Source organism: Kitasatospora sp. NPDC096077, from assembly GCF_040303245.1.
In the GTDB taxonomy this organism is placed as follows: Bacteria; Actinomycetota; Actinomycetes; order Streptomycetales; family Streptomycetaceae; genus Kitasatospora.
The window spans coordinates 266,043-288,224 of sequence record NZ_JBEOSV010000002.1 but is presented as its reverse complement, the minus strand read 5'-3'; the positions used below and the strand labels follow the sequence as shown (position 1 = coordinate 288,224).

General features: G+C 73.7%; 24 protein-coding genes. 12 read left to right on the top strand and 12 right to left on the bottom strand.

The genetic code is table 11. The annotated features are described in order from the left end of the window. The first annotated feature begins 102 nt into the window (after positions 1–102). The 5 genes from ABTZ03_RS03175 to ABTZ03_RS03155 all read left to right on the top strand — a co-directional run bounded on the left by ABTZ03_RS03175 (position 103) and on the right by ABTZ03_RS03155 (position 4,012). Complete coding sequence (locus ABTZ03_RS03175) at positions 103–933, top strand: tryptophan 2,3-dioxygenase (protein ID WP_350511117.1); 831 nt, start codon at positions 103–105, stop codon at positions 931–933. Positions 934–959: 26 nt separating this feature from the next. Then, the gene (gene kynU / locus ABTZ03_RS03170; RefSeq protein WP_350511116.1) at positions 960–2,186 is read left to right on the top strand and encodes a kynureninase; all 1,227 of its coding nucleotides are present in this window, start codon (positions 960–962) and stop codon (positions 2,184–2,186) included. A 77-nt stretch (positions 2,187–2,263) separates the two neighbouring features. Then, a complete protein-coding gene (locus ABTZ03_RS03165; protein ID WP_350511115.1) occupies positions 2,264–2,899 on the top strand; it encodes a TetR/AcrR family transcriptional regulator in 636 nt (211 codons plus the stop codon). Further along, complete coding sequence (locus ABTZ03_RS03160; protein ID WP_350511114.1) at positions 2,896–3,660, top strand: glucose 1-dehydrogenase; 765 nt, start codon at positions 2,896–2,898, stop codon at positions 3,658–3,660. Before ABTZ03_RS03165 ends, ABTZ03_RS03160 begins: the two co-directional genes overlap by 4 nt. Positions 3,661–3,790: 130 nt before the next feature. Further along, positions 3,791–4,012 carry a hypothetical protein gene (locus ABTZ03_RS03155; protein ID WP_350511113.1) on the top strand — a complete coding sequence of 74 codons (222 nt, stop codon included), beginning with the start codon at positions 3,791–3,793 and terminating at the stop codon, positions 4,010–4,012. A gap of 112 nt (positions 4,013–4,124) precedes the next feature. Here the strand turns inward: ABTZ03_RS03155 and ABTZ03_RS03150 are convergent, their stop codons facing one another. Next, positions 4,125–5,642, bottom strand: a complete 1,518-nt coding sequence (locus tag ABTZ03_RS03150) for a choice-of-anchor A family protein (protein WP_350511112.1) — start codon at positions 5,640–5,642, stop codon at positions 4,125–4,127. 304 nt (positions 5,643–5,946) lie between these two features. On the opposite strand from ABTZ03_RS03150, the gene ABTZ03_RS03145 reads away from it, so the two are divergent. The 3 genes from ABTZ03_RS03145 (at position 5,947) to ABTZ03_RS03135 (ending at position 8,223) form a co-directional block, all read left to right on the top strand. Beyond that, the gene (locus tag ABTZ03_RS03145; protein ID WP_350511111.1) at positions 5,947–6,654 is read left to right on the top strand and encodes a 4'-phosphopantetheinyl transferase family protein; all 708 of its coding nucleotides are present in this window, start codon (positions 5,947–5,949) and stop codon (positions 6,652–6,654) included. A 152-nt stretch (positions 6,655–6,806) separates the two neighbouring features. Continuing rightward, positions 6,807–7,289 (top strand): hypothetical protein, encoded by a 483-nt coding sequence (locus tag ABTZ03_RS03140; RefSeq protein WP_350511110.1) that lies wholly within the window; start codon positions 6,807–6,809, stop codon positions 7,287–7,289. Positions 7,290–7,380: 91 nt separating this feature from the next. Further along, positions 7,381–8,223, top strand: coding sequence for a helix-turn-helix domain-containing protein (locus tag ABTZ03_RS03135; RefSeq protein WP_350511109.1), 843 nt, complete (start codon positions 7,381–7,383; stop codon positions 8,221–8,223). On the opposite strand, the gene ABTZ03_RS03130 is transcribed toward ABTZ03_RS03135, so the two are convergent. Further along, on the bottom strand, positions 8,212–8,661 hold the full coding sequence (locus ABTZ03_RS03130) for a hypothetical protein (RefSeq protein ID WP_350511108.1): 450 nt from the start codon (positions 8,659–8,661) through the stop codon (positions 8,212–8,214). The two genes, ABTZ03_RS03135 and ABTZ03_RS03130, sit on opposite strands and share 12 nt — an antisense overlap. 145 nt (positions 8,662–8,806) lie before the next feature. After that, entirely contained in the window at positions 8,807–9,793 is a 987-nt protein-coding gene (locus ABTZ03_RS03125) for an Lrp/AsnC family transcriptional regulator (RefSeq protein WP_350511107.1), read from the bottom strand. A gap of 119 nt (positions 9,794–9,912) precedes the next feature. Here ABTZ03_RS03125 and ABTZ03_RS03120 point away from each other — a divergent pair, with 119 nt between their 5' ends. After that, entirely contained in the window at positions 9,913–10,731 is an 819-nt protein-coding gene (locus ABTZ03_RS03120; protein WP_350511106.1) for an inositol monophosphatase family protein, read from the top strand. 13 nt (positions 10,732–10,744) lie between these two features. Here ABTZ03_RS03120 and ABTZ03_RS03115 read toward each other — a convergent pair whose 3' ends face one another. The 6 genes from ABTZ03_RS03115 to ABTZ03_RS03090 form a co-directional block, all read right to left on the bottom strand. Next, a complete protein-coding gene (locus ABTZ03_RS03115) occupies positions 10,745–11,665 on the bottom strand; it encodes an amidohydrolase family protein (protein WP_502894373.1) in 921 nt (306 codons plus the stop codon). A gap of 41 nt (positions 11,666–11,706) precedes the next feature. Beyond that, positions 11,707–13,341: an acyl-CoA dehydrogenase family protein gene (locus tag ABTZ03_RS03110; protein WP_350511105.1), complete on the bottom strand. Its 1,635-nt coding sequence runs from the start codon at positions 13,339–13,341 to the stop codon at positions 11,707–11,709. Next, entirely contained in the window at positions 13,325–13,996 is a 672-nt protein-coding gene (locus ABTZ03_RS03105; protein ID WP_350511104.1) for a TetR/AcrR family transcriptional regulator, read from the bottom strand. Before ABTZ03_RS03105 ends, ABTZ03_RS03110 begins: the two co-directional genes overlap by 17 nt. Before the next feature lie 156 nt (positions 13,997–14,152). Beyond that, positions 14,153–15,649, bottom strand: coding sequence for a S28 family serine protease (locus ABTZ03_RS03100; protein ID WP_350511103.1), 1,497 nt, complete (start codon positions 15,647–15,649; stop codon positions 14,153–14,155). Between the two features lie 356 nt (positions 15,650–16,005). Further along, a complete protein-coding gene (locus ABTZ03_RS03095; protein ID WP_350511102.1) occupies positions 16,006–16,884 on the bottom strand; it encodes a S1 family peptidase in 879 nt (292 codons plus the stop codon). Between the two features lie 140 nt (positions 16,885–17,024). Further along, on the bottom strand, positions 17,025–17,654 hold the full coding sequence (locus ABTZ03_RS03090; protein ID WP_350511101.1) for a TetR family transcriptional regulator: 630 nt from the start codon (positions 17,652–17,654) through the stop codon (positions 17,025–17,027). 121 nt (positions 17,655–17,775) lie between these two features. Between ABTZ03_RS03090 and ABTZ03_RS03085 the strand changes: the two genes are divergently transcribed. The 3 genes from ABTZ03_RS03085 (at position 17,776) to ABTZ03_RS03075 (ending at position 19,367) form a co-directional block, all read left to right on the top strand. Further along, on the top strand, positions 17,776–17,931 hold the full coding sequence (locus ABTZ03_RS03085; RefSeq protein ID WP_350511100.1) for a hypothetical protein: 156 nt from the start codon (positions 17,776–17,778) through the stop codon (positions 17,929–17,931). A gap of 62 nt (positions 17,932–17,993) precedes the next feature. Then, the gene (locus tag ABTZ03_RS03080; RefSeq protein ID WP_350511099.1) at positions 17,994–18,287 is read left to right on the top strand and encodes a DUF4190 domain-containing protein; all 294 of its coding nucleotides are present in this window, start codon (positions 17,994–17,996) and stop codon (positions 18,285–18,287) included. Between the two features lie 168 nt (positions 18,288–18,455). Then, positions 18,456–19,367: a metallophosphoesterase family protein gene (locus ABTZ03_RS03075; protein WP_502894372.1), complete on the top strand. Its 912-nt coding sequence runs from the start codon at positions 18,456–18,458 to the stop codon at positions 19,365–19,367. A 190-nt stretch (positions 19,368–19,557) separates the two neighbouring features. On the opposite strand, the gene ABTZ03_RS03070 is transcribed toward ABTZ03_RS03075, so the two are convergent. The 3 genes from ABTZ03_RS03070 to ABTZ03_RS03060 all read right to left on the bottom strand — a co-directional run bounded on the left by ABTZ03_RS03070 (position 19,558) and on the right by ABTZ03_RS03060 (position 22,078). Continuing rightward, the gene (locus ABTZ03_RS03070) at positions 19,558–19,851 is read right to left on the bottom strand and encodes an SHOCT domain-containing protein (protein ID WP_350511098.1); all 294 of its coding nucleotides are present in this window, start codon (positions 19,849–19,851) and stop codon (positions 19,558–19,560) included. 248 nt (positions 19,852–20,099) lie between these two features. Further along, complete coding sequence (locus ABTZ03_RS03065) at positions 20,100–20,777, bottom strand: response regulator (RefSeq protein WP_350511097.1); 678 nt, start codon at positions 20,775–20,777, stop codon at positions 20,100–20,102. After that, a complete protein-coding gene (locus ABTZ03_RS03060; protein WP_350511096.1) occupies positions 20,774–22,078 on the bottom strand; it encodes a sensor histidine kinase in 1,305 nt (434 codons plus the stop codon). Before ABTZ03_RS03060 ends, ABTZ03_RS03065 begins: the two co-directional genes overlap by 4 nt. Positions 22,079–22,182: the final 104 nt, after the last annotated feature.

The following is a 22,182-nucleotide window of genomic DNA, read 5'->3' as shown; positions in this document are numbered from 1 at the left end:
GGCGGCACGGCGCCGCACAATGGGCTCCCCGGTGGAACCAGGACGTCCGTCCGATCCGCCGGCCCCGGGCGACCAGGCCCGGACGGACCAGGAGGGATCGGGATGGGGCACGACACGGTGGAGACGCCCAACCTGTCGTTCGGTCGGGAGGACCGGCCGGGTCGGGGCACCCCGTACGCGCAGTACGTCCGGCTGGAGGAGCTGCACAGCCTCCAGCACCCGCGCAGCAAGGAGCCGGCCGAGCTGTCCTTCATCGTCACCACCCAGGTGATGGAGCTGCTCTTCGACCTGCTGCGGCACGAGTGGACGGCCGCCCGGCAGGCGCTGCACGACGACGACCTGGCCGCCGCGCTGGCCGCGCTGCGCCGCGGCACCCACGTCCAGGACGTGCTGGTGGAGTCCTGGGACCTGCTGGCCACCATGACGCCGCAGGAGTTCAACTCCTTCCGCGCGCTGTTCGGCGAGGCCTCCGGCTTCCAGTCCTCGGCCTTCCTGCACCTGGAGTTCCTGCTCGGCAACAAGAACGCCGCGCTGCTCAACATGTACGCCGAATCGCCCGACGTCCAGGCCGAGTTGGCCGAGGCGCTGCGCTCCCCCGGGCTGTACGACGAGGCGCTCGGACTGCTGGCCCGGCACGGCCTGGCGGTGCGCCCGGAGATATCGGAGCAGCGCCACCGGCCCTCCGAGGAGGTCGCGGCGGCCTGGCGCCGGGTCTACACCGAGCCGGAGTTCGCGCACCTGCAGCCGCTCGGCGAGGCCCTGTTGGACGTGGCCGAGCGGGTCACCCGCTGGCGCCACCGGCACCTGATGTCGGTCAAGCGGACCATGGGCGGCAAGCCCGGCTCGGGCGGGTCCAGCGGGCTGACCTGGCTGCGCAAGGCGGCCGAGCAGGACGTGTTCCCGGAGCTGTGGACGATCCGGGACGAGCTGTGAGCAGAGGCGACGGACAGGGGACGGGCATGATCACGCGCGAGGAGTGCGCGGCGCTGGACGCCGTCGACCCGCTGGCCGCGTTCCGGAAGGAGTTCACCCTGCCGGACGGGGTGATCTACCTGGACGGCAACTCGCTGGGCGCGCTGCCGGTGCGCACGCCCGAACGGGTGGCCCGGGTGGTCGAGCAGGAGTGGGGCCGGGAGCTGATCCGCAGCTGGAACGACGCCGGCTGGTTCGAGCAGCCGTACCGGCTGGGACGGCGGATCGCGCCGCTGATCGGGGCCGATCCGGCGGAGGTGGTCGTCTGCGACACCACCTCGGTGAACCTGTTCAAGGTGCTCTCGGCCGCGCTGCGGCTGCGCCCGGGGCGCCGGACGGTGCTCGGCGACGTCGAGGCCTTCCCGACCGACCTGTACATCGCCGAGGGCGTGACCGGCCTGGCCGAGGGCGGGCGCAGCCTGCTGATCCGCCCCGAGGAGCTGGACCGGCACCTGGACGGCGACGTCGCCGCGGTCGTCCTGTCGCACGTGGACTACCGCACCGGCGAACTGCTGGACATGCCCGGGATCACCGCCCGGGTGCAGGCCGCGGGCGCCCTGATGATCTGGGACGTGTGCCACTCGGTGGGCGCGCTGCCGATCGAACTCGGCACCGCCGGAGCGGACTTCGCGGTCGGCTGCAGCTACAAGTACCTCAACTCCGGCCCCGGCTCACCGGCCTTCCTGTACGTCGCCGAACGGCACCTGGCGGCCGGTCCGCAGCAGCCGCTGAGCGGCTGGTTCGGGCACGCCCGCCCGTTCGCCTTCGAGCCCGGGTACGACCCCAAGCCCGGCATCGGACGCTTCCTGACCAGCTCGCCCTCACTGCTCGGCCAGGCCTCGCTGGAGGTCTCGCTGGACATCTGGGAGCGGGCCGACCTGGCCGCCGTACGGACCAAGAGCCTGGCGCTGACCGACCTGTTCATCGCGCTGGTCGAGGGCCTGGACGGGGTCGAGGTGGTCACCCCGCGCGAGCACGCCCGGCGCGGCAGCCAGGTCGCGCTGCGGCACGCGGACGGCTACCCGGTGGTGCAGGCGCTGATCGCCCGCGGGGTGATCGGGGACTTCCGGGCGCCCGACCTGATGCGCTTCGGCTTCACGCCGCTCTACCTCTCGCACACCGAGGTGTGGGACGCGGCCCGGCAGCTGGCCGAGGTGCTGGCGAGCGGCGAGTGGCGGGAGGAACGTTTCTCCCGCCGGGGCGAGGTGACGTAGCCGGAGACCGGGGGCCCTTCGCCGTTGATCCCGGGGGCCCTTTGCCGTTAATAATGCGCAGTATTAATCTGGTGCGCATGGCAAGGACATCGGCGGGCCACGAGACCCGCGAGAGGCTGCTGCGGGCGGCGGAGGAACTCTTCGCCACCCGAGGCGTGGAAGGCGCCCTGACCAGGGACATCACCCGACTGGCCGGGCAGAGCAACCCCTCCGCCGTGCAGTACCACTTCGGCTCCCGCGAGGGCCTGCTCGACGCGATCATGGCCGGCCGCCAGGACCGCACCGAGCAGGCCCTCGCGCCGCGTCTGCCCGCACTCGCGGACGCGGACCTGCCCGGGCTGCTCGGCGCCCTGATCGCGGCCGAGGCCACCGAGCTGCGCACCGAGCGGGGCCGGCACTGCCTGCGGATCTCCGCCCAGGTCAGCCACAGCAGCGGGGTCCGCACCCGGACCCCGCACCCCACCCTGGCGGGCGGGGGCTACTGGCGGCTGATCGAGCTGGTCGAGGAGCGGATCACCGCCCTGCCGGAACCGATCCGGCTGGAACGGATCGACCTGGCCCTCACCCTGATCGGCGCCGCCCTGGCCGACCGGGCGCAGCAGTACCTCACCGGGTCCACCCCCCTCACGGACGAGGAGACCTTCCTCGCCGACCTGGTGACGGTGTCCGCCGCCATGCTCTCCGCCCCCACCCCCCGAAGGAGCACCTCATGAACGACCTCACCGGCAAGACCGTCATCATCACCGGCGGTGCCCGCGGCCTCGGCGCCGAGGCCGCCCGGCTCGCCGTCGCGGCCGGCGCCGCCGTGGTGATCACCGACGTCCTGGAGGAGGACGGCCGGGCCACCGCCGCCGAACTCGGCCAGCGGGCCCGGTTCGTCCGCCACGACGTCACCTCCGAGGCGGACTGGCAGCAGGTGGTGGACTTCGCGACGGCGGAGTTCGGCGGGGTGCACGGCCTGGTCAACAACGCCGGGATCTCCACCGGTTCGCTGCTCGCCGAGGAGAGCGTCGAGCGCTTCCGCAAGGTCGTGGACATCAACCTGACCGGCGTGTTCATCGGCATGCGGACCGTCGTCCCGGCCATGCGCGCGGTCGGCGGCGGCTCGATCGTCAACATCTCCTCCGCGGCCGGCCTGATGGGCCTGGCGCTCACCGCCGGATACGGCGCCTCCAAGTGGGGCGTGCGCGGGCTCAGCAAGATCGGCGCGGTGGAGCTCGGCACCGAGCGGATCCGGGTCAACTCGGTGCACCCGGGCATGACGTACACCCCGATGACCGCCTCGGTCGGCATCCGGCGCGGCGACGGCAACTACCCGAACACCCCGATGGGCCGGGTCGGCGAGGCGCCCGAGATCGCCACCGCGGTGGTCTACCTGCTCTCCGACGACTCCTCCTACGTCACCGGTGCCGAGCTCGCGGTGGACGGCGGCTGGACCACCGGCCCGACCGTGAAGTACGTCATGGGCGAGTGACACCGCACGGCCCACGACGCGAGGCCGCACGGCGCTGCCCGACGTGACGCAGCTCATCGTCGCGCACGAGTTCGACCGCCATCAACCTTGGGAATGCCCCACTCTGACTGTCCGTCAGACCCCGGGGAGGTTGGCGTGCACATCGAACTCGGCCCGCTCAGGCCCGATCCCGCCATGCTGGTGCCGCGACGGCCGCGCCCGGATCGCCGCCGACCGCGCGGAGGCCGCCGCCGTACTGCGCCAGGACCTCGGCGGCCTGGCCGTCCTGCTGGCCGGCCGGGTGATCGGCGAACCGGTGCACACCGTCGCCGCCGAACGCCGCACCGTGAAGCGCTTCCTCACCGCGGACTGACTCCACGTCTCCGCGCTCCGGACGGACCTCGGGGTTAGGGCGTGCACGGCGAAGGCCGCCCGGTCGGATCGACCGGGCGGCCTTCGCGTCGCGGCCTGCGCCGACGCTTGCGTCAGCTGTGGCGGCCGCGACGGCGGGCGGCCAGGACGGCCAGTCCACCGAGGCCGAGCAGGCCGACGCCGGCCAGGCCGAAGACCACCGGGGCGTTGCCCGCGCCGGTGGAGGGCAGCTCACCACCGGGGTGGGTCGGGTGGTGACTGGTCGGGCCGGGGCCCGCGCTCGTCGTGGACGCGCTGGCCGACGGCGAGGTTGCGGTCCCGCTCGGGGACGTCGGGGCCGGGGACGTCGGGCTCGGCGACGTGGGGCTCGGGGACGTCGGCGACGGCGACGTCGGGCTCGGGGACGTCGGACTCGGCGAGGTCGGGCTCGGCGAGGTGGGTGACGGGGACGTCGGGCTCGGCGACGTCGGCGACGGCGACGTGGGGCTCGGCGAGGTCGGCGACGGGGACGACGAGGTCGGGCTCGCCGAGGGCGAGGAGGAGGTCGGCGACGGGCTCGGCGTCACCTTGCAGTCCGGCAGGTCCCCGTCGAACGGGTAGCTGTGGAGCTCGTAGCCGCCCGTGCCGGTGTGGATCAGGTTGCCCGCGAGGTAGACCCGGCCGTTCATGCCCGGCTGGGCGAGGGTCATGGTGCCGCCGGGGTTGCCCGCCAGCACCGACCCCTGGAACTGCGCGCTGCCGAGGATCTGCGCGTTGGTGGCGGTCGGGAAGTTGTACATCAGCTTCGACCGCATCTCGGTGGTCTGGTCCCCCGCCAGGCCGGTGCCCGTGTAGGTGTTGATGATCGGGCTGTCCCCGAGCATGTTGACCACGACGGTCGCGCCGGCCGGGATGTTGTTGAAGACCAGGCCGATCTGCCCGCCGCTGGGCGAGGCGAGGTTCCCGGGGACGTTGAAGACCTGCTTCATGCTCGTCCCGTCACCGGTGAAGGTGGCCTCGCTGGAGGTGACGGCGACGGTGCCGGTCGCGGTGGCCTTCCCGACGCAGTCGGAAACCTCCTCGATCTGGGTCAGCACGTCCTGGTACGGCGCGGCGGCGTTCGGGTCCTCGATGGACTCGCCGGTGGGGTCGATGTCGATGGTGCCGGTGACAGCACCCGCGTGGCGCAGGTTGCCGAAGGCCGGGCCGTGCGAGTCGCTGCCGCCGATCAGGATCGAGTTGCCGTTCACCGCGTCGACGTAGCCGCCGGTGGTGACGAAGTCGCTGCCGTTCGGCGGAACGACCCGCGAACCGACGCCGACCACGCCCATGTTGTAGATGCCGCCGCCGTTCTTGTCGACGGTCAGGTTCCCCAGCGTGACGATCTTGCCCTCGGCCTCGGCCGCACGGCCGTTGACGGTGAAGTTGCCGCCGGTGAAGACGTTGATGCTCGCGTCCCGGCCGGTGAAGTCGCCGTTGTTCGGCTCCGGCCAGGTCGCCGGACAGTCGGGCCCGGAGCAGGCACCCAGCGGCGGGGCCAGCGGGGCGGCCGAACCCACCGTCAGCACGGCGGCCAGCGGCACCGCGGCGACGGCGGTCGCCACCGCGATCCGGACCGCGCGGCGGCCACCGGTGGCGGGCGTTCTTCTCACGGCGGTCGTTCTGTGATCCGGCGAACCGGTGGCCTGACCCATCGACAATTCCTCCGCACATGGAAAAGGGCAGGTACGGATGACCTGCCGCGTTTCGTCGTATCTGCTGGCGATCCCACAGATCCGGGATATCCAACCCTAAAACGGACTATTCATACCCTATAGACCCTCAGATCGGAACCGAAAATCCTCCGCGCGGCGCACGCCCCCGCCGGTCCGGCGCCTGCCCGTCCGGCCCCGCCCGCCCCACCGGTCCACCAGGTCCGGCCACCCGCCCGACGGCGGGGAGGACTAGGTTGGGTCCATGACCACCGAGGCCCAGGAACAGGACGCGCCGCTCGTCGCCGTCGCGTCCGCCGACGCCGTACTGCGGCACCCCGAGGCGGGCGAGCACCTGCTCACCGAGACCGAGCGGGCCCGTGCCGCGCGCTTCCGGCAGGAGTCCGGGCGGACCGACTTCGTCGCCGGACACGTCCTGGTCCGGCTCTGCGCCGCCGAGCTGCTCGGTGTCCCGGCGGCCGACCTGGTCCTCGCCCAGCAGTGCCCGGACTGCGGCCTCGCCGACCACGGCAAGCCCTACCTGCCCGACCACCCCGGGGTGGAGGTGAGCCTGTCGCACACCCGGGGCGTGGTCGCGGCCGGAGCCGGCCGCCGGCCGATCGGGGTGGACGTCGAACTGGCCGCCCGGGGCGGCTCGCTGCGCGCGGTGGCCCGCCGGGTGCTCGCCCCGGCCGAGCTGGCCCTGGTGGAGGCGGCCGCCGAGCCGGACCGGGCGTTCCTGCGGCAGTGGGTGCGCAAGGAGTCGCTGATCAAGATCGGACGGGCGACACTCGACACCCTCGGCAAGGTCGACCTCTCCGCCCTGCCGCTGGACGTCCCGGTCGGCGCCCCGCTGCGCAGCCGCTTCGAGGACCTGCACCTGCTCGACTGGACCGACCCCGGGCAGGGCGCCGCCGTCGCGGCCGTCAGCACCGCGCCGCCGCGCATCGTGGAGCTGGTCCCGGCGGGCTGAGCGCTCGCCCCCTCTGCGGAGGGAGGGCCGGACCGGGGCACCCGAGCGCGGGGCCGGTGAATAAGCGGTGTTAGCGTGCCTGGTCGTGGGCGCGCCGACGGCGCACGCCCGCCGACCCCCCAGCTGCCCACCGGATCAAAGGGTGCCCCGCCATGGCCAAGTTCCTGCTGAGCCTGCACGTCCTCGCGTCGGTCCTGTTCATAGGCCCGGTCGCGGTGGCCGTCAGCATGTTCCCGCGCCGGGCGAAGGCCGCCCTGGCCGGCGGGCCGGACCAGGCCTCGGACGCGGGCGTGCTGCGCATCCTGCACCGGATCACCCAGGTCTACGCGCTGCTCGGCGTCGCGGTGCCGGTGCTGGGCATCGGCGTGGCCCAGGTGATGGGCGTGCTGAGCCAGTCCTGGCTGATCGTCTCGATGGTGCTCACCGCGGTCGCCGCGCTCTCCCTGCTGCTGTTCGTGCTGCCCGGCCAGCAGGCCGCCGTCGACGCGCTCGGCCTCGACCCGGCCGACGAGAAGCACACCAAGGCCGTCGGCGGCCTGCGCCTGCTGCCGATGACCGCCGGGGTGTTCAACCTGCTGTGGGCGGTGGTCGTGGTGCTGATGGTGATCCGCCCGGGCTCGACCACCGGCGCCTGACCCGTCCGGTCCCGTCGCGGCCCGCGTTCGTCGTCCACCGTTTCCCCCGCCCTCTCCCGCGGGCCGGTTCGTTCGAGTACCGTCCTTGCCCATGACGATCATGGCGGGCATGGGCGGCCCGACCGGGACCGGAGTCGGCCCGCTGCTGCGCGGCTGGCGGGAGCGGCGACAGCTCAGCCAGTTGCGGCTGGCCCTGCAGGCGGGCTCCTCGGCCCGGCACCTCAGCTTCGTCGAGAACGGCCGCGCCCGGCCGAGCCGCGCACTCCTGTTGCGGCTGGCCGAGCAGCTGGACGTCCCGGTACGCGAGCGCAACTCCCTGCTGCTGGCGGCCGGTTACGCCCCGCAGTACCCCGAGACGCCCTTGGACGCCCCGTCGATGGACGCACTGCGCGACGGCCTCGAACAGCTGCTCGCCGCGCACGACCCGTACCCGGCGGTGGTGATCGACGGAACCTTCCGGGTGCTGGCCGCCAACCGCGCGGCCGGACTGGTGCTGGACGGCATCGCCCCGCAACTGCTGGAGCCGCCGCTGAACGCGGTCCGGATCGCCCTGCACCCGGAGGGGCTGGCGCCGCGCATCGTCAACCACCGGCAGTGGCGACGGCACCTGCTGGCGCGGCTGGAACGGCAGCTGGACCTGGTCCGCAGCGAGTCGCTGCGGCAGCTGTACGAGGAGGTCCGCGGCTACCCCGAGCCGACCGGCGGGGCGGCGGCGGAGCCGGAGGAGGCGGACAGCGGACCGTTCGCGCTGCCGCTGCGGATCCGGCACGAGGGACGGGTGCTCTCCTTCCTGTCCACCGTCACCACCTTCAACACCCCGCTGGACGTGACCGTCTCCGAACTGGCCCTGGAGGCCTTCCTGCCGGCCGACGCGGAGACGGTCCGCTACCTGCAGTCCACGGTGGGGCCGGAGCGGTCGGGCTCACCGGGCTGAGCGGCGCAGGGCGTTCAGCTGGAGGACCACGAACAGGGCGACCACGGCGGCCTGCAACGGGACCCACACCGCGCCCGCGGTGGTGGGCACGGTACGGACCACCGCCACGGCCGGACTGAGCACCGCCCAGGCCGAGTTGAGACCGACCACCGCCAGGACGGCGGGCCTCGGCGGGCGGCGGCGGGCGGCCAGTGCGGCGACCGCCAGCGCGTAGCCGGTCAGGACGGCCCCGAGGCCGACCAGGGCGGTGCGGCCCAGCCCCAGCACCTCGCCCAGCGGACCGGCGAAAGCCAGGTAGGCCAGCCCGTTGCCACCGGTCGCCAGGACGTCCAGGCGCAGGACGCCGCGTACCGTCCACGGCGAGAGGACGGAACCGGCAGGGGTGACGGTGTTCGCGGGCACGGCGGTGTTCCTGGGCACGGCGGTGTTCGCGGGCATGGCGGATCGGCCTCCTGACAGGGGTTCGGCTGCCCGGCCGGCCCGTGGCCACGACCGGGTTCCGCCAGCCTGCCCGGCCGTCCGGCTGGCGTCGATTACCCCGTGGGTAAGGGCGGTCGGGACGGGGCCGGTCGGCCCGGCCGCCTCAGCCGCGCGGCTTTCGGAGCAGCACGCCCGCCCGCTTGACCGCGCGGGCCGTGATCGTGGTCTCGGCGCGGGTGACCCCGAGCGGGCCGAGGGTGTCGGTGAGGAAGCGGTAGAGGCCGCCGTGGTCCGGGGAGAACAGCGTGGCCAGCAGGTTGGTCGGGCCGCTGGTGGCGAAGACGCCGTGCACCTGCGGGTGGCGGGCCAGTTCGGCGCCGACCTCGGCGAGCCGGCCGGGCGGGACGTCCAGCCAGAGGTTGGCGTCCACGGCCATGCCGAGCAGCCGGGGGTCGACGGTGACGTGGGTGCGCAGCAGGCCGAGCCCGTCCAGCCGGTGCAGACGGCGCCGTACGGTCGACTCCGGGGCGCCGACCGCCCCGGCCAGCACCGCGTGGGACTGCCGGGCGTCCTCCCCCAGTCGGTCCAGCAGAGCGTGGTCGAGGTCGTCCAGCACCGGGGGTGTGGCGGGGCGCGGGACCACCGGCCGGGCCAGCGCGGCCGCCTCCTGGGCGGTCAGCCAGCCGGCCTGCCACTGGCCGGCGTCCGAGAAGGCGTGCAGGACGGCGTGGGTGGTGGTCTCGGTGACGGCGTCGGTCGCGGGCAACTGCCCGTACAGCAGCCGGTCGCGGGCGCCGGCGTCGCTGAGCATCACCGCGCCGACCTCCTGGCCGCCGAGCATCACGTCGACGAAGGGGACGTCGGGCCGCTCGGCCAGGGCCCGGGCGATGGCGTCCACCCGACCGCGCAGCACCCGGACCCGCAGCAGCAGCGCGCCCACGGCGGCGTCCTCGACGTCGGGCATCCGGACCACCCGCAGCACGCCGGCCCGCCGCAGCAGGCCCAGCCGACGGGTGACCGTCCGGGCGGAGACGCCCAGCACCTCGGCGATCCGGCCGGGCTCGGCCCGTCCGTCGACCTGGAGCGCGCCGACCAGGCGGCGGTCGAGGGTGTCCAGCACCTTGTCCGGATCCGTCGTGGAGAGGTCCATGGTGTCCGATCTCCGTCGTTCACGGCTGCTTGAGCGTCCTGTTCGGCAGTCCTGACGGTACTCCTTGTCCTGGGCGGTCGGAACGGACCGGCCGGGAAACGAACGTCGAGGAGGACGACATGGAGCTGCTGGAGCCGTCGGAGCTGTGGACGCTGGCCGAGGCCGTGGAGGCGGCGGTGCGCGAGGTCGGCGCGGAGCTGGTGGCGCGGCGGCCGGTGGAGCCGACCCCCGGGCGGACCGTCGAGGAGGCGATGGCACGGTTCGCGGAGCTGGACGGTCCGGCCGCCGCCGACCTGCGCGAGCGGGTGGGCGCGCTGCGCCCGCAGGCCGGGTGGGTGCCGGAGGAGCTGGACGGCTCGGTGCCGGCCGAGGGCGAGTGGTGGGTGTGCGACGCGACCGACGGCGCGGTGCAGTACCTGCTCGGGCAGCCGCACTGGGCGGTGACGGCGACGCTGGTGCGCGACGGCGCGGCGGTGCTGGCCGTGGTGCACGCCCCGGAACTCGACGGCGGCCGGACCTACCTGGCGGTGCGGGGCGGCGGGGCCCGGCTGGACGGGCGGCCGATCGCACCGCTGGAGCGCGAGTTGGCGGCCACCGTCGCCGCCACCAGCCAGCCGCCGCGGGTGGCCGCCGACCCGGTGGCGCTGCGCCGGGCGGGCGAGTCGCTGTCCGCGATGGTCGGCTCGGTGCTGGCGGTGCGCAACCTCGGGCCGACCGCGCTGCAGGTGGCACAGGTCGGCTCCGGGCATCTGGCGCTGTTCTGGGAGTACGGGGAGGACGCGGGCAACCTGCTGCCCGGCGCGCTGATCGCGAGCGAGGCGGGCGCGACGGTGACGGACGCCGCCGGGGCGGCCTGGACGGCCGGCTCGGACAGCTTCCTCACCGCCGCGCCCGGACTGCACGCGGACGCTGTGGGGGTGCTGCGGGTGGTCGGGTGAGCGGGCGGGTGGGTCAGGTGAGGCCGAACAGGGCCGCCGCGTTGTCGTGGCAGACCGCCCGCAGCCACTCCTCCCCCAGCCCCAGCCCGGCCAGCGCCTCCAGCTGGTGGACGTAGCGGTACGGGATGTTGGGGAAGTCGCTGCCCAGCAGGATGCGCTCCCGCAACCCGCGCAGACGCGGCAGTTCGTCGCGCGGGAACGGGACGTCGGCCTCGGCGAAGTCGGTGAACGCGATGGTGGTGTCCAGCCGGACGGCCGGGTGGCGTTCGGCCAGGTCGAGGAAGTCGCGGTACTCGGGCATGCCGAGGTGGGCGACCACCAGGACCAGGCCGGGGTGCCGGTCCAGCACCGCGCCGATCGGCCCGGGACCGGTGAACTTGCCGGGCACCGGCCCGGATCCGCAGTGGGTGACCACCGGGGTGCCGGTGTCGGCGAGCAGCGCCCAGACCTCGTCCAGCCGGGTGTCCGCCGGGTCGTAGCCGCCGACCTGGAGGTGCGCCTTGAAGACCCGGGCGCCGTCCTCGATCGCCCGTGCCACGTAGCCGGCCGCCCCGGGTTCGGGGAAGAAGGTCGCGGTGTGCAGGCAGTCCGGGGTGCGGGCGGCGAACTCGGCGGCCCAGCTGTTCAGCCAGCCGGCCATGCCCGGCTTGTGCGGGTAGAGCATCGAGGTGAACGCCCGGACGCCGAAGTCCCGCAGCCGCCGGACGCGTTGCTCCTCGGCCTCGCGGTAGGTGATCGGCCAGGGGCGGTTCACCAGCGGGCCGGCCGCGTCGAAGTACGCCCACACCTTGTCGAGGACGCTCTTCGGCATGAAGTGGGTGTGCACGTCGATCAGCCCGGGCAGGCCCAGGGCCCGCCAGAACTCCCGTACGCCCTCGGCCTCCTGGTCCGCGGCTTCGGTCGGTCCGTCCACGGCGTCGGTCGGTCCGTCCACGGCTTCGGTCCGTGGGTCCGCGGCGTCGGCCTCCCGGCCGCTCACGCGGGCACCGGGCGGGCGCGGTCGATGATCTCCGCGGTGTCGACGCCGGGCGGCAGGGTGCCGAAGGCCGCGCCGCGGTCGCCGCCGAGCCGGCCGGCGCAGAAGGCGTCGGCCACCGCCGGGCTGCCGTAGCGGACCAGCAGCGAGCCCTGGAAGGCCAGCGCCATGGACTCCACCAGCCGCCGGGTGCGGTACTCCGGATCGGTCAGGTCACCGAGCTGCTTGCGGAGTTCGGCGACCGCCGCATCCAGTCGGCGGTCCGCCCCGGCGGCCGCGTCGAGTTCGCCGAGGAAGGCCTCGACCGTCTCCGGGCGCTTGGCCATGGCGCGCAGGGCGTCCAGGGCGGCGACGTTGCCGGAGCCCTCCCAGATCGACACCAGCGGTGCCTCCCGGTAGAGCCGGGGCATCCCGGACTCCTCGACGTAGCCGTTGCCGCCCAGGCACTCCAGCGCCTCGGCGGCGTGCGCCGGACCGCGCTTGCACACCCAGTACTTGGCCACGGCCAGGCCCAACCGCCGTACCAGCGCCTCGGTTTCGTCCCCGGCCAGGGTGCGGTCGGTGGCGTGGGCCAGCCGCATCGCGACGGCGGTGGCCGCCTCGGACTCCACCACCAGGTCGGCCAGCACGTTGCGCATCAGCGGCTGGTCGACCAGCGCCTTGCCGAACGCCCGCCGGTGCAGGGCGTGGTGGACCGCCCGGGTGGCGCCGTAGCGCATTCCGGAGGCGGCGCCGACGGTGCAGTCCAGGCGGGTCATGTTGACCATCTCGATGATGGTCGGCACGCCCCGGCCCTCCTCGCCGACCAGCCAGCCCACCGCGCCGTCGTACTCCAACTCGGCGGAGGCGTTGGACTTGTTGCCGAGCTTGTCCTTGAGCCGCATCAGGTGCAGCCGGTTGCGGCCGCCGTCCGGCAGGACGCGCGGCAGCACGAAGCAGCTGAGCCCGCCGGGGGCCTGGGCGAGGGTCAGGAAGAGGTCGGACATCGGCGCCGAGGTGAACCACTTGTGGCCGGTCAGCCGGTAGCTGCCGTCGGACTGCGGGACCGCGGTGGTGGTGTTGCTGCGGACGTCCGAGCCGCCCTGCTTCTCGGTCATCGACATGCCGGCGATCAGCCCGCGCTTGGTGCGCGGCTCGCGCAGCCCGTAGTCGTACTCGGTGGCGGCCAGCAGCGGCTCCAACTCGGCGGCCAGGGAGGGGTTGCGGCGCAGGGCGGGGACGGCGGCGTAGGTCATCGAGATCGGGCAGGTGTGGCCGGCCTCGACCTGGCTCCAGACGAAGAACTTGGCGGCGCGGGCGGAGTGGGCGCCGGGCCGGTCGTCCCGCCAGGGCGCGGCGTGCAGACCGTACGAGACGGCGGTGCGCATCAGCTCGTGCCAGTACGGGTGGAAGTCGACCTCGTCGATCCGGTGGCCGAAGCGGTCGTGGGTGCGCAGCACCGGCGGGTTCTCGTTGGCCAGCCGGCCCCACTCGGCGGCCTGCTCGGAGCCCGCCAGGCGGCCGAGTTCGCGCAGTTCCGGCTCGGCCCAGCCGGCGCCGGCCCGGTGCAGGGCGGCGAGCAGGGTCGGGTCGGCGGCGGTGTCGTGTCCGTACGGCAGGGGCACCTGGTTGGTGACCTCATGCGTCGCTGTCATCGCGTCCTCCCAGGGCACGCAGGGTGAAGGAGACCAGGGCGGGGACCACCTCGACGGTGGCCCGCCGGGGGGCGGAGGGATCGGAGGGGTCGGACGGGTCGAGCGGCCCGGCGGTGGCCGGCGGCGCGGCCGCGAGCGGGCCGGCCAGGGCCTCGCCGACCGCGCCGACCAGGGCGGCGGCGGTCAGCACCGGGTCCTGCTCGGGGAGTTCGCCGGCGGCCACGGCGGCGGCGATCTCGGTAGCGATCACGTCCCGGAACGCCCGCCGGAAGACCAGGCGTTCGCCGTCCACCACCGTGTCGGCGGGCTCCACCAGCAGCGCGTACGCCAGCCGGGGGGCGCGCAGGGCGCGGGCGGCGAAGGTCTCGACCACGGCGGCGATCCGCTGCCGCGGGGTGTCCCGGAGGGCGACGGCGGCGTTCACCGCGGCCATCTCGTGGGTGACCACCCTGCGGAAGAGCTGCACCGACAGCTCGGCCTTGTTGGCGAAGTGCTGGTAGAGGCTGCCGGTGGCGATGCCGGCGCGGTCCGCCACGGCGGCCATGGTGCAGCCGCCGTAACCGCGCTCCGCGAGCAGGCCGACCGCCGACTGCAGCACCGCCTCGCGCTGGGCGTCCAGACGGGCTTGGACGGCGGGGGTGCGTCGGTAGGCCATGGAAGCATTGAAGCACTGATTCACTGCTTCGGGGAGGGGGCGGGACGGGATGGGAGGGGCGGAGCGCGTGGTGCGAACGACGGGAGGCCGCCCCGGGCGGGGCGGCCTCCTGGTGCTGTTGCGCCGGTGACGGCGCTGTCGCTGTCGCGCTCCGGATCAGAGCGGGCGGCGCTCCTGGTCCAGCCGCTGGCCCTCGACGTCCAGCGGACCGAAGGGCGCCCCCGGCTGCGCGGACTTGGCGAACGAGCGGGCGGCGTCCTGGTCGCCGCCCAGGCCGGCCCACTCCAGCACCTTCGCGGTGGCCTCCGCCGACTGGTCGGCCGGCAGCTTGGCGATGTTGGAGCCGTGGTTGCCGCCGGGCACGACGTAGACGTAGCTGTCGTCACTGCCCCGACCGAGGTGGAACGGCTTGGCGCCCCACGGGTCGTTGCCGCCGTAGACGAACATCATCCGCTCGGCGTCGCGCTTCACCCAGCGGTCGATGTCCGGCATCGCCTTCGGGTTGAAGACGGTCGGGATCTCCTTCGGCACGTAGGAACGGGCCGAGTAGAGCTCCTTGTAGTCGTAGTGCAGCTGGTCCTGGAGGTACGAGACGTCGAAGTACGGCGCACCCAGCTCGGTGGCGGCCTGGTAGTAGTACGCGGTGTACTTCGCCAGCGACTGGTCGCTGTTGCCGGTCAGGCCCGACTGCGCGTCGTACCACGCGAGCAGCTCGTCGTCGGTCGCCGTGGCGGCCACCGGGACCTTCGCGCAGTCCGACTCCAGGCTGTACTGCCAGAACGCCCAGACCACGTCGAGCACGCCGGCCTCGTAGGCGCGGTCCGGGGTGCCGAGGGTGTTGAAGGTCGAGCCCGCGGCCTGGTTGGCGGCGACGTAGCGGGGCTCCAGGCGGTCACGGCGCACCAGCAGCTCGCGCTGGGCGGCGTTCAGCTTGGCGCGGCACTCGGGGGTGCCGACGGTGCGGAAGAAGTCGGTGTAGGCCGAGTAGTCGCTGACGTCGGTGTTGTTCGGCGCGACGTAGGCGATCGTGCCCGCCATGTCGTCCGGGTAGAAGCGACGGTAGAACGTCGAGGACATGCCGCCCTTGCTGGCGCCGGTGGAGAGCCACTCCTGCTGGTAGATCCGCTTGAGCGCGGTCACCAGGTCGTGCGAGTCGGCGGCCTGCTGGCGGATGCCCGCCTTGGACCAGTCGGCCGGCTCCGGGCGGGAGGGGGTGAAGAACCGGTACTCGATGGAGACCTGGTTGCCGTCGACCAGCCGGGTCGGCTCGGTGCGGGACGGGGTGGTGCCCAGCGTGTAGCCGTTGGTGTAGAAGACGGTCGGACGGTCGTAGCCCCGGTGCAGCAGGCTGAAGCGCTGCTGGAAGCTGCCCAGCCAGGGGCGGAGGTGGTCGATCGGCTGGGTGTAGGTGGCCAGGAAGTAGCGGTGGTCGGCGTCGGTGGGCTTCTCCTCGGTGATCGTCACGCCCGGGATCGCCGCCAGGCGGTCCTTGATGTCGGCGGTCGGGTCGTCGGCGGGGCTCCGGTGGTGCGCGGCCCCGGCCGCCTCGGTCCCCCGGCCGGTGGCGGCCGAGGCCGGGGCGGCCAGGCCGCCGACCCCGAACACCGGTATCAGCAGGACGGCAACCAGCAGCCGCTTCAGCTTGGTGGTCATCAACTCTCCATCTGGTCAACGGACATGGCACATACCTCGTCGGCACAACTCTGCGGTGCGGGTGGTGCGGCGGCCGCCCGGTGGACGGCCGAATGGGCCACCCGCCTGATCGCGGGTGGCCCATCGGGTGAAGGTGCTGGTCAGTGGGGTCGCCTCGGTTCCGTCGGCGGGCCGGGTGGCCACCGGGTGGTTTCCCGGGTCCCGCCCGCCGAGGGGGTGCGATGCGGGCGGGCCCGGGGGTCAGGGGTGCGCGGCCTGCGGACCGGACGCGGGGCGCTGCGGGGGCCTTGCGGGGCCTTCGGGGCCCTGCGAGGCCCCGTGGAGCCCTGTGGAGCCCTGTGGAGCCCTGCGGGGCCTTACGGGCGGGCCAGGGTGCAGCCCGGGAGGGTGAGGTCCAGGGTGTTACCGGCCGAGAAGCAGGCCGGGATGATGTAGGTCTCCTGGGCGTAGCCGATGCCCTGGTGGACCGTCACTGCGCCGGACTGGTCGACCTCGCACGGGTTGTTGAGGGTGCAGCTCTGGCCGTCCTCGTTGATCGTGTTGTTGACGGCGACGACCTGGCCGGTGTTCGCGTCGACGACCGGCGAGCCGGAGGTGCCGCCGATCACGTTGCAGCCCGAGGTGTAGCGGACCGAGTCGCTGAACGTCCAGTCGGCTTCCTTGAGTTGGTAGGCGAAGCCGTCGACCGAGCAGGAGTAGGTCTGCTTCCAGTAGCCGGAGACCACCCGGATGTCGGTGCCCTGTACGGGGTGGTCGGCGGAGATGGTCAGCGGAGAGATCCCGCTCTGGGCCTGGATGCTGTCGTAACTGGAGTCGAGCTGGTAGATCGTCACGTCGGTGCCGGTCATCGCGCTGTAGACCACCTTGGTGGCGTTGAGCGTGGCGACCTCGTTGGCGGAGCCGTCGAGCAGGGTGAAGGTGCGGCTGGACGGCTGGTTGACGATCACCTGGCCGGGGCCGGGCATGCCGGTCTCCAGGCAGTGGCCGTTGGTGAGCACCAGCCCGGGGTCACTGCCGACCGAGCCGGGCAGCCGGACCAGCGAGCCGGAACAGTTGCTCAGCGCCACGGTGCCGCTGAAGTCGACGGCGTCGAGGGGCTGGGCGGCGCGCGCGGGGGCGACCCGCGCGGGGGCGGCGACATGTGCCGGGGCGGCCTGAGCCGGGGCGGCTCCGGTCAGCGCGGTGGCTCCGGCGACCAGGACCGAGGCGAGCAGGCCTATGAGTGGCTTCTTCATGAGAGACCTCGCGGTGTGGGGGTCCCCCAAAATTGGCGTGGACATGACGACATGTCAAGGGGTCAACCGCACCGGCCGGTCAATCGGCACACTATGACAAGCGGTCGGCCGCCGTCAGGACTTCCGGCCGACCCGCATGCTCAACTCCCTTGCCAGTGGCGTCGACCCAGGCTGATCAGCCGCAACTGCAGCCGGGCGGTGACGACGAGCCGCTGCTCACGGGCCGGGTCCGCCTCCTGCGCCTCCAGGAAGGCGGCGGCCGTCGACACCATGTGGTCGACGTACAACTCGGCGAGCATCCGCAGGTCCTGCTCGCTCCAGCCCTTCGAGACCGGCTGGAGCGCCAGGGCGGCCCCGACCTCGGCGGCGAAGCGACCCAGCTCGGCGTCGATCGCCTCCCGCACCTGCCGGACCCCGCCGTGCCGCTCGCGCGCCAGGAAGCGCACGTGCGGGCGGTGATCGCGGACGTGCTGCCGGATCACCTCGACCGCACGGTCGATCAACTCCTCGGCGCCGCCCGCCTCGGCCAGCACCGAGCGGATCATGACGTGCAGGCTGGCGAGCGACTCCTCGACCAGGGCGACGCCGAGCTCGGCAAGGTCGGGGAAGTGCCGGTAGAAGGCGGCCGGGGACAGCCCGGCCTCCCGGGTGACCTCGCGGACGCCCAGGCTCGCCAGGTTCTGATCGGCCAGCAGGTGCAACCCCGCATCCAGCAAGGCCCGCCGACTCTGCTGCTTCTGGGCCTGTCTGGCCCCCACGGTGTGACTCACGCCATTCAGTAAACAGTCGTTTGCCGAACTTGGCCAGCCAGGCGTACAGTGGGCACCGAAGTCAGTGAACACTTGTCAACCGAAACCGGCGCAGCACCAGCCGCAGCCGAAGGAGTCAGCCGTGATCCTGTTCTCCGCACTGGTCGCCATGGGAGTCCTGATCGGCACCGCCGCCCACCTCCCCCTCCCGGTCTTCCTCGCCGCCTCGGCCGCCATCAGCGCCTGGCTGCTCGCCTTCGGCGCCCGCGAGGGCATCGCCCGCCTGCGCCACCGCTGACCCGCGGCGTCCACCGCGACACCCCGGCCACCGCCACCGCCACCGAGAGGACCGTCACCGCCATGAGCACCGTCACCAGCCGCGCCATCGACGACCGGACCACCGCCGGCCGCCAGGGCACCGCCGAGGCCGACAACCTGGCCGTCGCCTCCTTCCTCCTCGGCCTCCCCGGCCTCCTGCTCTTCAACATCGTCCTGGGTCCGATCGCCATCACCCTGGCCACGCTGGCCCTGGTCCGCGGCACCGACCGCCGCGGCCGCGCCTTCCTCGGCCTGGCCCTCGGCATCGCCTCCCTCGCGATCCTCGCCGTCACCGCCGTCACCTCCCACGGCGTGCTCATCGACCTCGGATCCTGAGCACGGATCCTGAGCACGGATCACGAGCCTCCGTTTCCCTCCCTCCTGTCCTGAACCCGCTTCAACTCCCCGGCCCCACACCGAGCAGCTGATCGCGTCAACCCTGCCCACGGCCCCCGCCTGCCACGTAGGGTGGCCACATAGACCGGGTGACCACAGGGGGCAGGCGTGAGTACCGAGATCCGCAACGACGCGCAGCCGACGCCCAGCGAGGCGGGCGGCAGCGGGGGCGGGCGGCTGCTCGCAGTGAGCGACCTGCACATCTCCTACCAGGAGAACCGCGACCTGATGGAGAAGATCCAGCCCACCCACCCGGACGACTGGCTGCTCGTCGCCGGGGACGTCGCCGAGCTCACCACCAGCATCGAGTGGGCGCTCGGCCTGCTCGCCGAACGCTTCGCCCGGGTGGTGTGGGCGCCCGGCAACCACGAGCTGTGGACCCACCCCGACGACCCGGTCCAGCTCCGAGGCGTGGCCCGCTACAACCACCTGGTGGAGCTGTGCCGCGCCCTCGGCGTCGTCACCCCCGAGGACCCGTACCCGCTGTGGCACGGCGCCGGCGGCCCGGTCCGGATCGCCCCGCTCTTCCTCCTGTACGACTACTCCTTCCGTGCCCCCGGCACGACCACCAAGGAGGAGTCCCTGGCGGCCGCCTACGAGAGCGGCATCGTCTGCGCGGACGAGCGGATGCTCCACCCCGACCCGTTCCCCGACCTCGACTCCTGGTGCCGCGAGCGCGTCCGGCTGACCGAGCAGCGGCTCGCGGCCTGCGACCCGGACGTCCCGCTGGTCCTGGTCAACCACTACCCGACGGTCCGGCACCCCACCGAGATCCTCTGGTACCCCGAGTTCGCCCAGTGGTGCGGCACCGAGCTGACCGCCGACTGGCACCGCCGCTTCAACACCGCGGCGATGATCTACGGCCACCTCCACATCCCGCGCAAGACCAGCTACGACGGCGTCCCGTTCGAGGAGGTCTCGCTCGGCTACCCGCGCGAGTGGCGCAAGCGCGGACTGCCGGACCCGCTGCTGCGGGAGGTCTTCCCGCAGGTCACGGTGGGCAGCTCGACGCTCTCCTGAACCCCGGCCGCGGCGCCCTGGCCGCGGCCGCGGGGGGGGGGGGGGCCGCCCCCCGGCCCGGCGGGCCGGGCGGCGGGGCGCGCCCCGCCGCCCGGGCGCGCGGCCCCGCCCCCCGCCCCCGCGCCGCCCCCTTGCCCCCCCCCGGGGCCGGCGAGCCGGGCGGCGGTGCCGCGCACGGCGTCGAGGGCCGTCACCGGGCACCACCGCCGCCCCGGGGGACGTCCCGACCCGGCTCCGTGAGCACGGCCCGCTTGGCGCGGTACTCCTCGGCGTCGATGTCGCCCTCGGCGTAGCGGCGGCCCAGGACGGCGAGCGGGTGCTCGGCCGCGCCGGCGGCAGCGGCCCCGAAGCCGCAGGCTCCGTGCCGCCGCCAGACCGTCCGGCGCAGCAGCGCGACCACCAGGACCACCACGGCGATCCAGAACAGGGGGAAGAACAGGATCCAGGCGCCCGGCCCGTGCCAATCTGCCAACTGCGTGTACATCGCGGTCCATCTCCTCGCGTTCGGCTCCACGACCCCGGGGTTTCCCGAGGTGCCTTGAGCGTCCCTCCGAGGGGTCTCATCGCGCGTCCTACCAGCAGCGACAGTTGGGATACTCCCGGGAGCGTACGGACCCCCCGCGACACGCAGCGGCGGAAGCAGCCGCCCGGGAAGCAGGGTCTCCGGCGAGAGCAGGCCCCGAGAGCAGGCCCCGAGAGCGGACCCCGGGAGCGATCGACGGAGCAGCCGCGTCAGCCCAGCCAGCCCGGCCGCACCAGCCCCGACTCGTAGGCCAGCACCACCAGTTGCGCCCGGTCCCGCGCCCCGACCTTCACCATCGCCCGGCTGACGTGCGTCTTCGCGGTCAGCGGGCTGACCACCAGCCGGCGGGCGATCTCCTCGTTGGAGAGCCCCATCCCGACCAGTGCCAGCACCTCGCGCTCCCGTTCGGTCAGCATCGAGATGTCCGAGAGCCCCTCCGGGGCCGCCTCCGGCCCCTTGGACCGGGCCGCGAACTCGCCGATCAGCCGCCTGGTCACGCCCGGCGAGAGCAGGGCGTCCCCGGCCACCGCGACCCGGATCGCCCGCAGCAGGTCGGCCGGCTCGGTGTCCTTGACCAGGAAGCCCGCCGCCCCCGAGCGCAACGCCTCGAAGACGTACTCGTCCAGTTCGAAGGTGGTCAGCACGACCACCCGTACGGAGGACAGCGCCGGGTCCCGGGCGATCCTCCTGGTCGCCTCCAGCCCGTCCATCCGGGGCATCCGGACGTCCATCAGCACGACGTCCGGCACCAGTTCGCGGGCCAGCTGCAGCGCCGCCTCGCCGTCGTCCGCCTCGCCGACCACCGTGAGGTCGTCCTGGAGGTCCAGCAGGGCCCGGAAGCCCGCCCGGACCAGCAGTTGGTCATCCGCCAGCAGTACCCGAATCAATCGCTCTCCGCCTTCGGTGTCGGCAGCTCCGCCCGGACCCGGAAGCCGCCGCCGGGCAGCGGCCCCGCCGTGATGGTGCCACCGAACGCGGCCGCGCGTTCCCGCATCCCGACCAGTCCGCTGCCGGACCCCCCGGCGTCACCGCCCGCCGCGGGCCCCGGGTCCTCGACCCGGACCACCAGCACGGCGGCGTCCCGCCAGTCCAGCACCACGACCGCCTCCCGGGCCACCGAGTGCCGGATGACGTTGGTCAGCGCCTCCTGGACGATCCGGAAGGCGGTGAGGTCGACGGTCGCGGACAGCGGGCGGCGCGCGCCGTCCTCGTGCACCTCGACCGTCAGGCCCACCCGGTCGGCCTGCTCGGTGAGTTCGTCCAGCCGCCCCAGCCCGGGGGCCGGCCCGCGCGGCGCCGCGTCGGGCCCGCGCAGCGTGGCCAGCACCTGGCGGACCTCGCCGAGCGCCTCCTTGCTGGTCGACTTGATGGTGACCAGCGCGGTGCGGGCCTCCTCGGGCCGCCGGTCGAGCAGCGCCAGCGCGACCCCGGCCTGGATGTTGATCAGGGACAGGCTGTGCGCCAGGATGTCGTGCAACTCCCGTGCCATCTTGAGCCGTTCCTCGTTCGCCCGGCGCTGTTCCAGCTGCTGGCGGTAGGCCCGGTGGGCGGCGATCCGCTCGCGCCGGAAGCGGATCAGCTCGGCGACCGCCAGCATCAGCAGCAGCCAGGCCAGCAGGCCGAGTTCGGCCTGCCAGACGAACCTGGCGCGCGGGGTGCGCTGCCAGCTCGCGGGGAGGGCGAAGGCGGCCAGGAGGTGCACCAGGTACACCCCGGCGACCCCCGCCCAGGCCGCCCGGCGGTGGCCGCAGCCGATCGCGAAGCAGCAGGCGACCACCCAGCTCACGAACACCGGGCCGTACGGGTACCCGGCGGCCAGGTACCCGGCGGTGACCACCGACGTCCCCGCCACCGCCTCGACCGGGCGGCGCCGGAACAGCGCCAGCAGGGCCGGACCGAGCAACAGCAGCAGGTACCCGAGGACGTCGAGCGGGGCCCGGCCGCCCTGGTGCCGGGCGGCGACCCCCGACCCGACCACCTGCACCACCGCGGCCCCCACCGCCAGCCCCAACGGCAGGCCCGTCCGGCCGGTCGAACCGGACGAGTCGGAGGAGCCGGGCGGGCCGAACGGGCCGGGCGGGCCGAACCGCGCCCACGGCGGACGCCACGGCCCGGACGGGCCCGAGGGCTCCGGCCGGTCCGGAGGCGGGCCCGAGGGCTCCGGCGGTCGGGAGGTGGGCGGCGTCATGCCCGGAAGGCTAGACCCGCGTCCCGCCCCCGCGCGTCCTCCACCAGTGGCGTTCGGGCGTACTCCCGCTGGAGTACGCCCGAACCGGTGACTGCTCCGGTGAC

What these genes read in the sequence shown, in the direction of transcription:
- ABTZ03_RS03135 (WP_350511109.1), top strand. Translation starts at nt 7,381, where the DNA reads ATGACGATCATGGCGGGCATGGGCGGCCCGACCGGGACCGGAGTCGGC.
- ABTZ03_RS03130 (WP_350511108.1), bottom strand. Translation starts at nt 8,661, where the DNA reads ATGCCCGCGAACACCGCCGTGCCCAGGAACACCGCCGTGCCCGCGAAC.
- ABTZ03_RS03160 (WP_350511114.1), top strand. Translation starts at nt 2,896, where the DNA reads ATGAACGACCTCACCGGCAAGACCGTCATCATCACCGGCGGTGCCCGC.
- ABTZ03_RS03095 (WP_350511102.1), bottom strand. Translation starts at nt 16,884, where the DNA reads ATGAAGAAGCCACTCATAGGCCTGCTCGCCTCGGTCCTGGTCGCCGGA.
- ABTZ03_RS03120 (WP_350511106.1), top strand. Translation starts at nt 9,913, where the DNA reads ATGGAGCTGCTGGAGCCGTCGGAGCTGTGGACGCTGGCCGAGGCCGTG.
- ABTZ03_RS03125 (WP_350511107.1), bottom strand. Translation starts at nt 9,793, where the DNA reads ATGGACCTCTCCACGACGGATCCGGACAAGGTGCTGGACACCCTCGAC.
- ABTZ03_RS03105 (WP_350511104.1), bottom strand. Translation starts at nt 13,996, where the DNA reads ATGGCCTACCGACGCACCCCCGCCGTCCAAGCCCGTCTGGACGCCCAG.
- ABTZ03_RS03070 (WP_350511098.1), bottom strand. Translation starts at nt 19,851, where the DNA reads ATGTACACGCAGTTGGCAGATTGGCACGGGCCGGGCGCCTGGATCCTG.
- kynU (WP_350511116.1), top strand. Translation starts at nt 960, where the DNA reads ATGATCACGCGCGAGGAGTGCGCGGCGCTGGACGCCGTCGACCCGCTG.
- ABTZ03_RS03110 (WP_350511105.1), bottom strand. Translation starts at nt 13,341, where the DNA reads ATGACAGCGACGCATGAGGTCACCAACCAGGTGCCCCTGCCGTACGGA.
- ABTZ03_RS03060 (WP_350511096.1), bottom strand. Translation starts at nt 22,078, where the DNA reads ATGACGCCGCCCACCTCCCGACCGCCGGAGCCCTCGGGCCCGCCTCCG.
- ABTZ03_RS03145 (WP_350511111.1), top strand. Translation starts at nt 5,947, where the DNA reads ATGACCACCGAGGCCCAGGAACAGGACGCGCCGCTCGTCGCCGTCGCG.
- ABTZ03_RS03100 (WP_350511103.1), bottom strand. Translation starts at nt 15,649, where the DNA reads ATGACCACCAAGCTGAAGCGGCTGCTGGTTGCCGTCCTGCTGATACCG.
- ABTZ03_RS03080 (WP_350511099.1), top strand. Translation starts at nt 17,994, where the DNA reads ATGAGCACCGTCACCAGCCGCGCCATCGACGACCGGACCACCGCCGGC.
- ABTZ03_RS03175 (WP_350511117.1), top strand. Translation starts at nt 103, where the DNA reads ATGGGGCACGACACGGTGGAGACGCCCAACCTGTCGTTCGGTCGGGAG.
- ABTZ03_RS03165 (WP_350511115.1), top strand. Translation starts at nt 2,264, where the DNA reads ATGGCAAGGACATCGGCGGGCCACGAGACCCGCGAGAGGCTGCTGCGG.
- ABTZ03_RS03140 (WP_350511110.1), top strand. Translation starts at nt 6,807, where the DNA reads ATGGCCAAGTTCCTGCTGAGCCTGCACGTCCTCGCGTCGGTCCTGTTC.